The following is a 14749-nucleotide window of genomic DNA, read 5'->3' as shown; positions in this document are numbered from 1 at the left end:
GCTCGCGCTCCACAATGCAGTGCCCTCCACGTACATGTATGAGGCTCTTTTCGAGGACGCGAGCGAGCGGCATGCTCGTGGGTGAGCGCCGCACCAGGCGGCGACCGATCCCAGGGGGAACTTCAATGAACGCAATCGTCACAACCATCCAGGGCAACGCGACCGCGGATGCCACAATCTTCAAGTTTGATGGTGGCGGCTGCCGCACGTCCGTTACCGTCGCCGTCAATGATCGGTACTACGACGTGCAGGCGAAGGAATGGAAGGAACGCAAGCCGGAATACGTGCGCGTGCAGGTGCGACGCGAATCGCTTGCGAACAACGTTGTGCTATCGGTGAAGCGTGGCCAGCCACTCCTGTGCACGGGCCGCCTCGTGACACAGACGTGGGAGGACCGTGACGGCAACACTCGCACGGAGCTTCTCATGCACGCCGATCACGTCGCGATCGACCTCACCTACGGAACCGCGCAGTACGCGAAAAGTGCGCCGTCGTGGGTGGATGAGAACACCGGTGAGGTTCGCACCACTTCACCCGATGCCGAAGATGAGGCTGCAGAGGCCGGGGAGAATGAAACGGTGCATGCTCGACTGGAGAGCCATGCAGGCGTTGAGGGGGAACTCAGTGAGAGCGATCTCGAGGCGCTCACCGAGGTGGAGGAACCCAGCTACGCCTGAACGTGGAGTGGAGCGTCGGCTTCCGCACGTGCGCTTATGCGGGGGTGCGGGGTCCGACGCTTGCTCGTTTCGCGCGTTTACTCGGTTTGCGCTGCGGCGCGAGCATTCGGTGAGTCAATGCCGAGGCTCGCGCAGAGTGCCGCGACGAGTTCGGGGATCAGGTCGCGGCCAACGCGGAGATCCTCGCCTTCACGTGCGACCGCGCTGAACGTTTCGCCCGTGTTCAAGGCGCCCGCGGCGACGAACACGGGTGCGGGACCTGCGCCGGGCGCGCCATCGATCGCGCCGCGGATGCGGGCTTGAATGTAGCCGCCCGCGCAGCCTTCGGGCCAGAGCGCGTGTTCGAGCTCGTCGGCGACATCGCCATGCTGTGTGCCGGTCTCGATGCTCGTGAGATGGTGGGGGTCGCCGCTGGCGAGGTCGAGCGTCTCTTGCGGGAGAAGGCGAGAAAGCTCGGGGCGTTCCTCGAGAAGGGCTTCGGTGCTGAAGAGGGCGAAGCGCGCGATGTGTTCGGGTCCCGGGGAATCCTGTTCGCGCGTGTGGCGAACGAGCTCGAGTACCGCGGCCGCGAGGGCCCCTTCGGTTTCGCTCAAGTTGAGGTCTCGCGTTTCTGAATGCACAGCGCTTGCTCCTTACTGGGACAATAGTGGCACTTGCCTCTAGGCGGGGTGAGTACTCCTCCCACGATAGTTCCCCACGATGTGAGCCGAGGTCGCCGTTGAGTTTTACGAATCCCTTTGCCGGTGCTGCCCAGCCAGGTCCAAGGCCCGCGGGCTCGGCGAGTAAGAAGAACGCGAAGAAAGTTTCGCCGCTCACGATCACACTCGTCGTGATCGTTGCGCTGATCGTGGCGTTTGCATGGTTCGCCGAGGTTGCGACGAGCTACATGTGGTTCGACCAGCTCGGCTTCAACGACTTCCTCGTGAAGAAGTGGGTGACGGAGGGGATCTTGTTCCTCGTGGGGCTCGTGGCTGTTGCCGCCCCGATTTTCGTATGCCTGTGGGTGAGCCACAAGTACAGGCCGCAGATCGTGCCCGTCACCCGTGAAGACATCGCGATCGCGGGGTTCCGCGACGCGGTCGAGCCGCTTCGCAAGATCATCACTATCGCTGCCCCGGTAATTCTCGGGATTTTTGGTGGACTGACCCTGACTCGGCAGTGGCAAGAGATCCTGCTCATGCTCAACCAGGAGCCGTTTGGGAAAACCGATCCGATCTTCCATAAAGACATCGCGTTTTATGTGTTCACCCTTCCCGTGGTCGAGACGGCGCTCGGGCTCGTCAATTTCGTGATTCTCGCGAGCGCGTTCGCCGCCGTTCTCGGGCACTTCATCTACGGCGGCATCGAGTGGGATCAGAAAAAGGGCCTCAAACTTACTCGCGCAGCGCGCACGCACGTGGGCATCATCGCGATGGCGTACATGCTTGTGCTTGCGGCCCAGCACTGGTTCGAACGGTATGCGGCCCTCACTGCCTCGCACGAGAAGTTTGATGGCGCCGCCTACACCGACGTTCACGCGCTGATCCCGGGGAAAACGATTCTCGCGATTTCGGCGATTATCGTCGCACTCCTTCTGCTCGCGTGGATCCTCAAGGGCAACTGGAAACTTCCCGCTGCCGCGGCGGGCCTCATCGTGCTTTCGACAGTCGCGGTGGGCATGGTCTACCCCTACCTCATTCAGACGTTCAAGGTGGAGCCGAACGAGCGCAATCTCGAAAAGCCGTTCATCGAAGAGAACATGGCTGCCACGCGCGCGGCGTATGGGCTCGAAGACGTCAACGAGATTTCCTATCGCGCAAAGTCGACGGCAACGTCGGGTCAGCTGCGCGAGGATGCCGCGACGACGGCGCAGATCCGCCTTCTCGACCCCGCGGTGGTGTCGCCAACATTCGGCCAGCGCGAGGCGAACCGACGCTACTGGGGGTTCGAAGAGACACTGAGCGTGGACCGCTACGACATCGACGGGCAAAAACAAGACACCGTGATCGGCGTGCGCGAGCTACGGCCCGACAAGCTCGAGCTCTCCTCGCAGTCGTGGGTGAATCAGCACGTCGTGTACACCCACGGATTCGGCGTTGCTGCGGCCTACGGTAACCAGCGGCGCCCCGATGGCGAGCCCGCCTTCTATCAGTCCGGTGTTCCCGGCTCGGGCAAGCTCGGCGACTTCCAAGAGCGCGTGTACTTCGGGCGTCATTCGCCGAGCTATTCGATCGTCGGTGCCCCCGAAGGCGCCGATCCCCAGGAGTTCGACTACCAGTCCGGAACAGATGGCGATGATCAGGGCAGCCAGGTTTCGAACACCTATACCGGTAACGGTGGCCCGAGTGTCGGCAACTTCTTTAACCGAATGCTGTTTGCCATTAAGTTCCGCGAGTTCAACATCTTGATTTCGAGCTACGTGAACGAAAAGTCGCAGATCCTCTACGATCGCGACCCGCAGCAGCGCGTGAAAACGGTTGCGCCGTTCCTGTCGCTCGACACCGAGATGTACCCGGCAGTCGTGGACGGCAAGCTCAAGTGGGTCATCGATGCCTACACGACGAGCGATCGCTACCCGTACGCACAGGCCACTAATTTCGACGCTGTCGTGACCGACTCGAAGGTTAACGGCGCCGATACGGCCGGTCTTCGTGAGCGGCGCGTGAACTACATGCGTAATTCGGTGAAGGCCACCGTCGACGCCTTCGATGGCAGCGTGACCCTGTATGCCTGGGATACGGAAGATCCCATCCTCAAGGCGTGGGAGAAGTCCTTCCCGGAGTCCGTCAAGCCCTCGAGCGACATCTCCGGTGAACTCATGAGCCACCTTCGCTACCCGGCAGATTACTTCAAGGTGCAGCGCTCGATTCTCGGTAAGTACCACATCGACAAAGCCGAGGATTTTTACGTGGGCCAGGACTTCTGGCAGACCACCCCGGACCCCACCCAGGCGCGCGATAGCGAGAGTGGCTCGGCGCCGCTTCAAGCCCCGCACTACCTCACGATGCAGATGCCCGACGAGAGCGCGCCACAGTTCACGCTCTCCTCGAGCTATATCCCCGAATCCGGCCAGGATGTTCTCACGGGCCTGCTCGCTGTCAATTCCGAGACGGGGACGAAGGCGGGCAATCCCGCGAAGGACTACGGCAAGCTCACGCTCCTCGTGCTCCCGAGCTCGAATCCGGTGAGTGCCCCGCGCCAGGTGCAGAATACGTTCAACTCCAACCCGCAGGTCTCGAATGAGCTGAACCTTTTGCGGCAAGGCAACTCGAAGGTCATCAACGGCAACCTGCTTACGCTCCCCGTTGGCGGCGGTCTCCTGTATGTCCAACCGGTGTACGTCATGAGCTCGAGTGCAGGTGGTGGCACCTCGTATCCGCTGCTGCGCAAGGTGCTCGTGAGTTTCGGTGACAAGGTGGGCTACGCTGACACGCTCGACGAGGCGCTCGATGCCGTCTTTGGCGGCGATTCGGGCGCGAGTGCAGGCGACGCCGAGGTCCCCACGACGGGCGAGGCTAAAGCCGTCGAAGACGCGGTCTCGGATCCGGCTAAGGGCGGCAACGACGGAAAACCGTCACCATCGCCAAGCCCCGAGCCGAGCCCCAGCCCGAGCGATGCCCCGGCACCACCGGCGCCGGCTGAAGGTTCGGGCGACCCGAAGGCAGATCTTGACGCTGCGCTCAAGGATCTTGATGCCGCTTGGAAAGACGCCGAGTCTGCGCGTGCTCAGGGTGATTGGGCGAAGTACGGCGAGGCACAGAAGCGTCTGAAGCATGCCATTGAGCGCGCCGATGCGGCAAACGCCCAGCTCTCTAATGGCGGGAATTAGAGAGGAAACGGGAGTGTAAACGGGGCGTGAACGTGAACTACGGAACGTTTACGCGCTCAAAACTAGACTCCGCGGTGGAGGCCTACTAAGTTAGAGATCACCGACGCGGGGTGGAGCAGTTCGGTAGCTCGCCGGGCTCATAACCCGGAGGTCGTAGGTTCAAATCCTGCCCCCGCTACCAGTAGAGGCCCTCGCCAGCATTGACTGGCGAGGGCCTCTTTTTATGCCGATCTCTTTACGGAGAGCAGAACGGCGCCACCGCGCGCCGAGCGGCGGCTCGACCCCGAGGTTTCCAATGTTCGCGGGGACTGGCGGACTCCGGGAACTATCCGGGCTCGCGATGCGCGTGGGCGTGAGGGTTCGTGAATTGCAGGGGAGTACACTCGTGGGCGGCGAGGCGCGTGCGGACCATGTTATTTAGCTGTGCAGGTTCGTGCGAGTACTCGCTTTCCAATACTTTCGACGAAGGAAGAATCGTGTCGCCGCTTCTTGAAACCCGTCCTATTCGCCGCCGCACCGCTCTCGCCGGGCTTTCAGCTGGTGCCGTCGCCGGCCTCGCTGCCTGCTCGAATGCAGGGGATGGAAAGAGCGGCGGTAAGGCCTCTGGCAAGGGTGGCGTGCAGTCACCGAGTACGAGTCCCGAACCGTCGGCCGAGTGGACGAGCGCAGATGCCTCGCTCCTCGAAACGGTTGACGTCACGCTCAACCCCGAAGCCGAAGGCAAGACCGTCACGACCCCGCGCTTTCCGAAGGCACGCAATTTGACCCAGGCGACCGAGGTCGTCCGCAACCGTCTGCTGCGCGAGGCGCACTGGGGCGACATCGAGAAGGTCGAGATCAAGGCTACGATTCTCGCCGCCGCTCAGGACGTCGTGGGCGTCGCGGTTGTGGGGAGCCTCGGCGACGAGACGGATGTGCCCTGCTCGATCTGGTACGACGCACGAAAGAAGCAGTCGTTTGCCCCAGCCGCGCTTATCGAGGCCGCGAAGTGGGGCGAGTTTGCGAAAGCCGTCCACGATGCCGCAGGCAAGGCCAAGGTTGATGCCTCGGCCGTCGATAAAGCTCTCATTGACAAGAGTGCCCCGTACGGCAATGGCCCGGCGATGGCATTCAATCCCGAGGGCAAACTCGTGCTCGCGTTCCGTACGGGAGCGGCCGGTGAGGCCCCGGCACGGCTCGTCGTCGACGCGGAACCGTTCCTTTCTGATCTCGGAAAGCTCGCGAAGGACGCGAGCGCAAAGCCCGCGAAATTCACGGGTGAGCCGAGCGAAGAACTCGAACACTTCACGCCTAAGCGCCATGTTGCGAAGCCGATCGACTCGCCGAACCGGCCGTCGGACGGTTCCGAAGCGGCGAGCCCCGCGGCATCGGATGGTGGGCAGTCCGACGGCGCCGAAGCTGAAGGCGCCTCGACTGAGGTACCGACGCCCACTCCCGGTGGGGCGGTGCGCCCGACCACCGCTATCGGCTACGACGTGTTCCTCGAGCACTGCGTCGCTCTGACCTACGATGACGGCCCCGGTGCCCGTACTCCCGAGCTCCTTGACGTCTACAAGAAAGCGAAAGCGGCAACGACGTTCTTCGAAATGGGCAACAGCATCAAAGAGCACCGCAAGACGACTCTCATGGTCGCGGCAGCGGGCTTTGAGCTAGGCAACCACTCCGTGACCCACCCCGACCTCAAGCGCAAGTCGCGCGAGCGCGTGGAGAAGGAAGTCAACGAGAACTCTGATCTTCTCGCGGAGACCACGGGCTTCGAGCCGCTTCTGTTCCGCCCGCCGTATGGCAGCCACAACGAAACCGTGGATGAGATTGTTGCCGCTCGCGGCATGGCGATCGTGCAGTGGGACGTCGACACTCTCGACTGGAAAACGAAAGACACGGCAAAAACGATCGCGGCAGCCGTCGAGGGTGCAAACGCCTACGCCGAGCCGATCGCTCTCATGCACGATATTCACGATTCAACCGTGGACGCGGCAGAGCAGATCCTCAGCCAGATCACTGACGCCGGCTACATCCCCGTGACAGTCAGCGAGCTGACGCTGAACACGGGAGGTCTCGAGGCCGGACACGCCTACTGCTCCGGCACCGGCAAGAAGCAGAACGGCTTCAACTGTAAGGGCTGACCCTACGAGCCTTTGCGTGAGCGCCCGAGTGGCTGGTCAAGCACGTCGACTGAGAGGAACGCGCGGCGGAACTCTCGCTTGTTGAGCGTGACCCAGGCACCCGGGCGCCACGGATTACGCAGCACGATCTCGCCGGTATTAGGCTTCGCACCCACAACCGCCATGACGTGCATCGGCGGAATAGCTCCCGACTGCCGCTTGCGTGACAGCGCGGGGGAGAACATGTGGGTGGAGGCGACGATGGGCCGCCTCTTGGCGAGAAGGTCTTCAACCTCGCCGGGGGAGGGAAGCGTGAGACGCGTCGAGGCGCGCACGCCGCTAAGCGCGGGAAACCCCCATTTCGCAAAGCCCCGCGCAATCCACGCGTATGATCCCGCGAACTCCGCTGCGCACGCCTTCTCGAGAATTCCGGGCCAGCCGGGGCCGCCCCCTTCTTCTGTCGCGTAGGCGAAGTGGCCACGTTCGGTGGCAGGAAAACGCATATTTACGCTGCGCCACGCCGGGGCACCTTCCACGAACACACGCGCGAGGGCTTTGGGTGACCCAGGCTGAACCTTGATGGCGTTCGCAAAAAACTCGGGATCGAGCGCGTGAATTGCGAGCATCGGCGCCATGAGCCAGCAATCGCCCAGGGCACCCTGGCGCGGCCGCCGCGAGAAACTCAGGACGCCGCTCCAAGCCTCGTAGTGATCAGCGTGCGGCCCCAGCGGCGGCTCCCCACTCTCGCGTGCATGCGGCGGGAAGAGTGCGGTCAGCGTGTGGCGAATCAAGCGTCGGACCCCTTTCGCAGTTAATAAAACCCGGGCACGAGCGCAAAACGCACGTGCCCGGGCCTCTCAGGCGATCATCCCGCCTAACGGAGAAATCAGTGCTTCTCGGCCTTCACGAGCTTCTGGCCCGTGCGCTCGAGAACGCCAGCGAACCATTCCTGGTCCACGTCAAAAGCCTTGTGACCGGCGATGCGCTCGAACTCGATCGCGCGAAGCTGGTCGCCCTTTTCTTCGTCGTGGCCGATCACGCCGGTGCCGCCCTCAAGGGCGACCTGCACGGCGAGGTCGGTCATCGACTTGATGAGGCGCAGGTCATCAGCGTTAGCTTTCGCAGAGCGAGCGAAGTAACCGGACTTTTGCACCATGACCTTCTCGGCACCGAGGCGCTCCGCGAACTGCTTCGCGAACCACTGGCCGGGGTTGATCTTGTCGAGCTTCACGTGGCCGAACGGATCGCGCTCGACCTCCTCGCCCTTGGCTTCGAGCTCGGCGATGATCTCGGGGATACCGGCACCCTCCGAGAGGAAGATATTGACGCAACCGACCTCGTCCATAACCTTCTTGAGGCGCCCCGCCTCACCCTCGATATCGAGAGCAAGCTCGGGCAGGAACACGGCGTGGACATCCCACCGACGCTCATCGTGACCGATCGACGGCAGCCACTGCTGCTTCGAATGCCAATCCTGGTAGTAGCGTGCGGCCTCCGCCGTGAGGTAGCCGCATGCGCGGCCCATAATCTCGTGGATGATGAGCATGCGCGGGTTCGAGCCGTTCTCCGCAATAATGTTCTGCGCGAAGAGGGAGGTCTGCTCCGCGGCGGTGCGAGCACCGAGCGACTGGCGGATCGGAACGATGTCGTTGTCGATCGTCTTCGGCAGACCCACGACCTGGAGCGGGTAGTTGTTGTCGGCGAGGTACTTCGCGAGGTCGGCGGCAGTCGTGTTCGTGTCATCGCCACCGATCGTGTGGAGCACGTCAACGCCGTCAGCCTTGAGCTTGTTCGCAGCGACCTCGAGAGCGTTCTCGCCCTCCTTGATGAGGCCGCGCTCGACGAGGTTCTTCGTGTTTGTGAGCTTCACGCGCGAGTTGCCAATGGGCGATCCGCCGTAGTTGTGCAGGAGGTGCGCGTTCTTGCGGGCCTCATCGTCGATGACGATCTTTTCGCCGGAGAGCAGACCCCAGTAGCCGTGCTTGTAGGCGATGATCTCGATCTCGGGGTTCAGCTCGTTATAGCGCTCGATCAGGCCGCCGACGGCGGACGAGAGGCACGGGGCGTAACCGCCCGCGGTCAGGAGAGCAACGCGCTTGACGCTCATGAGGGTCCTTCCCAGGTGGTGTGGTGCGCGGCGAAAACGCCGCACGTGTGCGCCACTATTCTACAGTTTTCTCCTTCGCGTCTGCCGAGGCAGAAGCCTAGCGAGAGGACTGCAGAGCCTCGAGGATCGCGCCGTGAAGTGGCCCGTTACTCGCGATTGCACTCGCCCCGTAGGGGCCGTCTGTACCGTCAAGATCGGTAAAGCGACCGTCTGCTTCGCTAATGATCGGCACGAGAGCCGCCATGTCGTGGAGCTTGAGGGAGGGTTCGATCGCGGCGTCAATTCCCCCCTCGGCAAGGAGCATGTAGCTCCAAAAATCGCCAAATCCGCGGGTGCGTTCGACTCTCTGAAGGAGGTTCACGAACTCGCGGAGTTTCCCGGCGCGCGCCCAGCCCTCGAGGCTCCCGTAGGACAGCACGGCTTGCTCGAGATGCTCGGTGGACGAAACATGAAGGCGCTGGGCGGCAGACAGGCGCGGGCCCGTGAAGGCCCCGGCTCCGACGGCTGCCCACCACCGCCGATTCAGTGCGGGCGCTGACACGACGCCCACGACGACCTCGCCGTCTTCCTCGAGGGCGATGAGCGTAGCCCACACGGGAACGCCGCGCGCGAAGTTCGCGGTGCCGTCGATGGGGTCGATGATCCACTTTCGGTTGCTCTCGCCCTGCGAGCCGAACTCTTCGCCGATGACCTGGTCGCGGCTGCGGGTACGAGAAAGTTGAGCGCGAATGAGTTCTTCCGCTGCTCGATCGGCATCGGTCACGATCGAGTTGTCGTCCTTGCGCTCGCGCGTGAGGTCTTCAGACTTGAAACGCGACATCGTGAGCTGGTCGACGGAGTCGGCGAGAACGTGGGCAAGGCGGATATCGTCCTGGTGTGCCGAGGCCATACGTGGTTTCTCCTTCGCTCGGGTGGGCAGCTACAGGGCCCAGGGGTCATTGGTGCGCAGCGTCGAGTTGAGGCGCCTGAAACTGGCGAGTCGGGCGGGGCCGGCGCTTCCCGCGCGCCCGTCGGCGACGAGTGCATCGAGGGCGCAGCCCTCGTCGGCACTGATGTGGGTGCAGCCGCGCGGGCACTCGTCCATGAGGGGAGCGAGGTCCTCGAATGCGGATTCGAGTTCTTCGGGGCTCACGTGGCCAAGGCCGAACGAGCGTACCCCGGGCGTGTCGATCACCCAGCCGTCGCTGCTCGGAAGGCGCAACGCGAGGGCGGAACTTGAGGTGTGGCGCCCGCGGCCCGTGACGGCGTTGACGTGGCCCGTTGCGCGGTCGGTGCCCGGCACGAGCGCGTTGATAAGCGTCGATTTGCCGACCCCCGAGTGGCCCACGAGTACGCTCAGATGCCCGCTGAGGCGTTCGCGTAGCGCGTCGATACCGGCGATGCTGCCGTCGGCATTCATGTGAGTGGTGAGGTGGTCGATGCCGAGTGGAGCGTACCTTTCGAGGAACGTCGCGGGGTCAGCGAGGTCGGCTTTCGTGAGGCACAGCAGTGGCGTGATACCCGCGACATAGGCAGCGACGAGGCAGCGGTCGATCATGCCTCCGCGCGGTTCGGGGTTCGCGAGGGCCGTCACGATTACGAGAGTGTCTGCGTTAGCGACGAGGGGGCGCTCGCTCGCGTCGTCATCGTCGGCGCTTCGGCGCAGGAAGCTTGTGCGTTCGCCAACCTCGACGATGCGGGCGATCGTGTCGGTGCGCCCGGAGGTATCGCCCGTGAGACGCACGAGGTCGCCGGGCACGATGGGGGTGCGTCCGAGGGCACGGGCGCGCATGGCGGTCACTGCGCGTTCGTTCGCGGTGCCTTCCTCAGCGATGGTGCGCCAGCGGCCACGGTCGACTCCCACGACACGCGCGGTGATGGCGTCGGCATAGGTGGGGCGTTCCTTCGTGCGGGGTCTGGAGCCGCGACGATTGGGGCGCGAACGCACCGAGGATTCATCAAAATCCTCGTAGTTTGTGAGATTTCCTGCGCGCCTCACCACGTGTTCCCCGCGGGGTTTTCCATGTGCAGCATTGAGGTCCACATTCCCACGAAGTCGGGAAGGGTCTTGTTCGTCGTGTCGACGTTTACGACCCGGATGCCGGGAACGCGCAGCCCGATGATCGCGGCGGCGGTTGCCATGCGGTGGTCCTCGTAGGTTTCGAAAACGGTGCCCGTCATGGGGCCCGGCGTGATCTCGAGGAAATCCTCGCCCTCGTGAACGCGCGCGCCAAGTTTTGTGAGCTCGACGGCGAGGGCGTGGACGCGGTCCGTCTCGTGGCCGCGCAGGTGCCCGATCCCGGAAAGGCGACTCGGAGTGTCGGCGAGAGCGGCGAGGGCCGCGATGGTGGGGGTGAGCTCGCCGACGGCCGCCAGGTCAATATCGATCCCGCGCAGGGGACCCGTGCCCGAAAACTCGACGTCCGGCCCGATGCGCTCGACGCGCGCGCCCATGAGGGGGAGGATCCTTCGGAATTCATCTCCCGGTTGGGTCGTCAGTTTCGGCCAATTCTCAATCGAGATGGTGCCGCCGGCAACGAGGGCCGCGGCGATGAACGGGCCCGCGTTGGAAAGATCGGGCTCAACGGTAACCGGATCGGGCAGGCGCAACTCTCCTGGTGTGACGGTCCATTCGTGGTGACCATCCGTGACCTCGTGGCGAGCATCGATACCGCATTCGCGAAGGAGTGCGAGGGTCATCTCGATATGGGGGAGTGAGGGGAGGCGCTCGCCGACATGGCGAATGGTGAGGGGGGAATCGGCGCGGACGGCTGTGAGAAGGAGAGCAGAGACGAACTGGCTCGAGCCGCTCGCATCGATCGTCACCGTGCCGCCGCGAAGGCCGTTGCCGTGCACCGTGAAGGGCAAGAATCCTTCCTGGCCGTGGCATGTCACCTCGACGCCCTGCTGGCGAAGCGCATTGAGAAGCGCTGCCATGGGGCGCACGAGCGCGCCTTCATCGCCCGTGAACGTCACAGGCCGGCCCGCGAGCACGGCAAGCGGCGGCACGAAACGCATGACCGTTCCCGCAAGGCCGCAGTGAATCTCGAGTGGCGCCTCGTCATCGATGTTCGGCGCACCGGGCATGAGCGGCTCCACGACGAGCGTGCGATCGCTTTTGCGCACATTCCCGCCGAGCGCCTCGAGCGCCTCGATCATGAGGTGTGAATCGCGAGACGCAAGTGCCCCCACGAGCGCGGTGGGTGTGCTCGCGAGAGAGGCGAGCACAAGCCACCTATTCGTGAGGGACTTCGAGCCGGGAATGCTGACGTGAGCGTCGACGGGCCCGTGGGCAACGGGCGCCGTCCACTGAACGTCAGACACGAAAAACCTCGAACTCAGGCAGCGCTCTTGATCTTCTTCGCGAGCGTGCGGTCGAGCTCGTCGAGGCTCTTCGACGACTTCTTCTTGTTCTTCTTAGCGGCCTTTTCGAGCTCGCGCTGCTTTTCGGCGGCGGACTTCTGGGCGCGCTCGATGGCCTTGTCAACGCGGTAGGCGAGCGAGGGCTTACCGTCGGTGTCGACAGCGGCGAGGAGAATGCCACCGAGGAGACCAAGGTCGCCGGCGATCGCACGCAGCTCCTCGGTGCGCTCGGTGCCCTTGAGCTCCCAGACACGCTTGCGGCCTGCGAGGCCGACCGTGGTGGTGAGAAGGAGGGTGGCGGAGGCAAGGCGCGGCTTCTTGTTGAGCGCGAAGGCAGCGCCAGCGACAGCGGCAAGGCCACCGGCGGCGCGAAGAATCGTTTCGGCGTCGGTCGGGAGCGGGCTCTTGGAGACCTGCTCGTCGATGTCGGCGATCGTTATGGGAAGAGCATCGAGAACGCGATCCGGGCGGATGGCGGTCTGCACACCCTCGAAGATGAACGGTGCGGCGAGAAGGGGACGTGCGATGCGGCGAACGAGGGACATGCTTTCCTCAGCTTCCTTAGTAAAGCCATGCGAATCGGAACACGCCAAGACTACCGCACCGCATGAAACTCCCACCTGAACAGCGTAGAGTCGAAGCGATGAGCGAGAACGAGAAGTTCCCCGATCCGGGGAACGATGTGGAGGGTGCTGTGGAGCGCGATGGACAGGCTGCCGCAGCACAGGCGGACACCGAGTCACCCACGACGCTCAGCCCCGAGGAATTTGAGCACGAGGCGCTCAGCCACATCGATGCACTGTATTCGGGTGCGCTTCGCCTCACGCGGCATCAGCACGACGCCGAGGACCTGGTTCAAGATACCTACGTCCGGGCATTTCGCGCTTCCACGAGCTTCAAGGCGGGTACGAACATGCGCGCCTGGCTTTTCCGCATCATGCACAACGCCTTCATCTCGTCGTACCGCAAAGCGCAGCGCCGCCCCAAGGAGTCCGGAGGCGAGCAAGTTGAAGATTGGCAGCTTGCCCGCGCGGCCTCTCACGACAGCACGGGGCTTCGCAGCGCTGAAGCCGAAGCACTCGCGCTTCTTCCCGAAGGCGATATTCAAGACGCGCTGAACGACCTCCGTGACGACTACCGCGAAGCGGTCTACCTTGCGGATGTCGAGGGATTCTCATACAAGGAAATCGCCGAGATCATGGGCACGCCGATCGGCACCGTGATGTCGCGTATCCACCGGGGGCGCGGGCTCCTGCGCGCTTCGCTCGAGCAGTACGCGCGCGAGCGCGGCTATTTGCGCGATGCCGATTCCGCCGCGGCCGAGGAGACGCAAGCGTGAAGGGAATAAAAGGTGCACGTGAGGCGTTCAGTGTCCGTGCAAACGCCGCGAGACGCGGCACCGAGTCGGCAGGGCTGAGACCAACGGAAGGGGCTACTCGTGGGTGATCCAGCGCTTGAGCGCCTCATGGATCGGGTCGATCGCGCCCTCACCGGGCGGCTGAGCGACGCCGAAGCGGTTGAACTCGAAAGCCACCTTGGAGAGTGCGCCGCATGTGCGCGAGAAATCGAGCAGGCGCGACTTGTTCGCCAGCTTTTGCGCGCGTCATGCGCGGGTCGTGCCTCCGAAGAACTTCGCGAGCGCGTGCGTGGTTCGGCGCGCACCCTCACCTATCGCGAGGTGCGCGTGAGCTATGGGCCCGACGGCACCGTGCGCAGTGAATCGATCGCCGTGACCCGCACGAGTGAGGGTCCCGCGCGCGGCTGACTGCTTCGCCACCATCATCGAAGAAACGCCCGGCTGACGATGTCAGCCGGGCGTTTTACGGATTCGCGTGCCGAGCGCGTTGCTCAGGCGCCGGGGCGCTTACCGTGGTTCGCGTTGTTCTTCCTACGCGACTTGCGCTTGCGTCCGCGCTTGCTCATGGCACTCTCCTTCTCGTTCGATTCGTGAGTCACTGCCCGCACATCAGGTGCGAAGGCAACCCCGGTATTGTCTCACACTTCACGCGCGTGACCGCGGGGGTCATGCCGCGAGGGGATCAACATCACGCGGGGTTGATGCCTACTGCGCCGCGAGAAATTCCGAGAATTCGCCGTGAAGCACGAGCCACGTAATGAGCCCGTATCCGGTTTGCGACGGCAAATCGCGCGGCGAGCGCGCGACATCGGCGAGGAATTGATCGTGGTTGGCAAGCGCGGCCGCTGGGTCCACGTAGGGGATGCGGCGGCGTGCGCACACGTCGTGGAAAGCGTGCGAAAGCTCCAGGATCGCGTCGGTGCGTTCACGGTCCTTCGAGGGGGCAGGGCCTACGACGAAGACGGGAATCCGAAGGTGGCCGAGGCCGTCGAGGACCGTTGCGAGATTGAGGCGCGAGCGCGCGATGCTAATGCCAGCGTCGAGGTCGGCGCGGCCGAGAGCGATCACGACGCGGTGCTGCGTGTCATCGCTTTCGCCCGTGTTGTGAGTGTCGAGCAGGCGAGTGACGTCGGCTTCCCATCGCCGTGCGAGTTCCGCGGTTGTTTCGCCGGGGATCGCGGCGGTGTAGGAGTCCACGAGATCGCCCGAACCGTTGTGCTGGGCGAGGGCGCGCGTGAACCATCCCATCGCGCGTTGGTCGCCGGCGCCGGCGAGCATTTCATCGCCAAGCGCGATGACGCGAACGCGCGGCTGTGCTGGGGCGGGGGAAGAAGTCACGTGCGGTCCCTTCGG

At 63.9% G+C, this 14749-nt stretch carries 14 protein-coding genes and 1 tRNA gene; 6 read left to right on the top strand and 9 right to left on the bottom strand.

Annotated elements, in window-relative coordinates:
- Window positions 1-125: 125 nt before the first annotated feature.
- On the top strand, window positions 126-677 hold the full coding sequence (locus tag FXY94_RS09670) for a single-stranded DNA-binding protein (protein ID WP_016664849.1): 552 nt from the start codon (window positions 126-128) through the stop codon (window positions 675-677).
- 77 nt (window positions 678-754) lie between these two features.
- Here the strand turns inward: FXY94_RS09670 and FXY94_RS09665 are convergent, their stop codons facing one another.
- Entirely contained in the window at window positions 755-1297 is a 543-nt protein-coding gene (locus FXY94_RS09665; RefSeq protein ID WP_016664848.1) for a hypothetical protein, read from the bottom strand.
- A 98-nt stretch (window positions 1298-1395) separates the two neighbouring features.
- Between FXY94_RS09665 and FXY94_RS09660 the strand changes: the two genes are divergently transcribed.
- From FXY94_RS09660 to FXY94_RS09650, 3 genes are all read left to right on the top strand, one after another.
- Window positions 1396-4485: a UPF0182 family membrane protein gene (locus FXY94_RS09660; protein ID WP_016664847.1), complete on the top strand. Its 3090-nt coding sequence runs from the start codon at window positions 1396-1398 to the stop codon at window positions 4483-4485.
- 104 nt (window positions 4486-4589) lie between these two features.
- Window positions 4590-4666, top strand: a tRNA-Met gene (locus tag FXY94_RS09655).
- Window positions 4667-4961: 295 nt separating this feature from the next.
- Window positions 4962-6611, top strand: a complete 1650-nt coding sequence (locus FXY94_RS09650) for a polysaccharide deacetylase family protein (RefSeq protein WP_016664846.1) — start codon at window positions 4962-4964, stop codon at window positions 6609-6611.
- A 2-nt stretch (window positions 6612-6613) separates the two neighbouring features.
- On the opposite strand, the gene FXY94_RS09645 is transcribed toward FXY94_RS09650, so the two are convergent.
- The 6 genes from FXY94_RS09645 to FXY94_RS09620 all read right to left on the bottom strand — a co-directional run bounded on the left by FXY94_RS09645 (window position 6614) and on the right by FXY94_RS09620 (window position 12584).
- On the bottom strand, window positions 6614-7381 hold the full coding sequence (locus FXY94_RS09645) for a C2 family cysteine protease (protein WP_016664845.1): 768 nt from the start codon (window positions 7379-7381) through the stop codon (window positions 6614-6616).
- A 95-nt stretch (window positions 7382-7476) separates the two neighbouring features.
- Window positions 7477-8697: a pyrophosphate--fructose-6-phosphate 1-phosphotransferase gene (locus tag FXY94_RS09640; protein ID WP_016664844.1), complete on the bottom strand. Its 1221-nt coding sequence runs from the start codon at window positions 8695-8697 to the stop codon at window positions 7477-7479.
- Window positions 8698-8794: 97 nt separating this feature from the next.
- The gene (locus tag FXY94_RS09635) at window positions 8795-9586 is read right to left on the bottom strand and encodes an inositol monophosphatase family protein (RefSeq protein ID WP_016664843.1); all 792 of its coding nucleotides are present in this window, start codon (window positions 9584-9586) and stop codon (window positions 8795-8797) included.
- Window positions 9587-9616: 30 nt separating this feature from the next.
- The gene (rsgA, locus tag FXY94_RS09630; protein WP_016664842.1) at window positions 9617-10675 is read right to left on the bottom strand and encodes a ribosome small subunit-dependent GTPase A; all 1059 of its coding nucleotides are present in this window, start codon (window positions 10673-10675) and stop codon (window positions 9617-9619) included.
- Window positions 10672-12000: a 3-phosphoshikimate 1-carboxyvinyltransferase gene (gene aroA / locus FXY94_RS09625; protein WP_016664841.1), complete on the bottom strand. Its 1329-nt coding sequence runs from the start codon at window positions 11998-12000 to the stop codon at window positions 10672-10674. The genes rsgA and aroA overlap by 4 nt, the downstream gene beginning before the upstream one ends.
- 14 nt (window positions 12001-12014) lie before the next feature.
- Window positions 12015-12584, bottom strand: a complete 570-nt coding sequence (locus FXY94_RS09620; RefSeq protein ID WP_016664840.1) for a DoxX family membrane protein — start codon at window positions 12582-12584, stop codon at window positions 12015-12017.
- 98 nt (window positions 12585-12682) lie between these two features.
- Here FXY94_RS09620 and FXY94_RS09615 point away from each other — a divergent pair, with 98 nt between their 5' ends.
- A complete protein-coding gene (locus FXY94_RS09615) occupies window positions 12683-13378 on the top strand; it encodes a sigma-70 family RNA polymerase sigma factor (protein WP_016664839.1) in 696 nt (231 codons plus the stop codon).
- Window positions 13379-13477: 99 nt separating this feature from the next.
- A complete protein-coding gene (locus FXY94_RS09610; protein WP_034373682.1) occupies window positions 13478-13804 on the top strand; it encodes a hypothetical protein in 327 nt (108 codons plus the stop codon).
- 83 nt (window positions 13805-13887) lie between these two features.
- On the opposite strand, the gene FXY94_RS11220 is transcribed toward FXY94_RS09610, so the two are convergent.
- Window positions 13888-13962, bottom strand: coding sequence for a 50S ribosomal protein bL37 (locus FXY94_RS11220; protein ID WP_369707162.1), 75 nt, complete (start codon window positions 13960-13962; stop codon window positions 13888-13890).
- A 139-nt stretch (window positions 13963-14101) separates the two neighbouring features.
- Window positions 14102-14734, bottom strand: coding sequence for a GDSL-type esterase/lipase family protein (locus tag FXY94_RS09605; RefSeq protein ID WP_016664837.1), 633 nt, complete (start codon window positions 14732-14734; stop codon window positions 14102-14104).
- Window positions 14735-14749: the final 15 nt, after the last annotated feature.

This window comes from Dermabacter jinjuensis, from assembly GCF_902381725.1.
Classification (GTDB): domain Bacteria; phylum Actinomycetota; class Actinomycetes; order Actinomycetales; family Dermabacteraceae; genus Dermabacter; species Dermabacter hominis.
Note: the sequence above shows the minus strand (reverse complement) of the source record. Positions and strands in the feature narration are given on the sequence as shown.

What these genes read in the sequence shown, in the direction of transcription:
- FXY94_RS09670 (WP_016664849.1), top strand. Translation starts at nt 126, where the DNA reads ATGAACGCAATCGTCACAACCATCCAGGGCAACGCGACCGCGGATGCC.
- FXY94_RS09640 (WP_016664844.1), bottom strand. Translation starts at nt 8,697, where the DNA reads ATGAGCGTCAAGCGCGTTGCTCTCCTGACCGCGGGCGGTTACGCCCCG.
- FXY94_RS09635 (WP_016664843.1), bottom strand. Translation starts at nt 9,586, where the DNA reads ATGGCCTCGGCACACCAGGACGATATCCGCCTTGCCCACGTTCTCGCC.
- FXY94_RS09620 (WP_016664840.1), bottom strand. Translation starts at nt 12,584, where the DNA reads ATGTCCCTCGTTCGCCGCATCGCACGTCCCCTTCTCGCCGCACCGTTC.
- FXY94_RS09615 (WP_016664839.1), top strand. Translation starts at nt 12,683, where the DNA reads ATGAGCGAGAACGAGAAGTTCCCCGATCCGGGGAACGATGTGGAGGGT.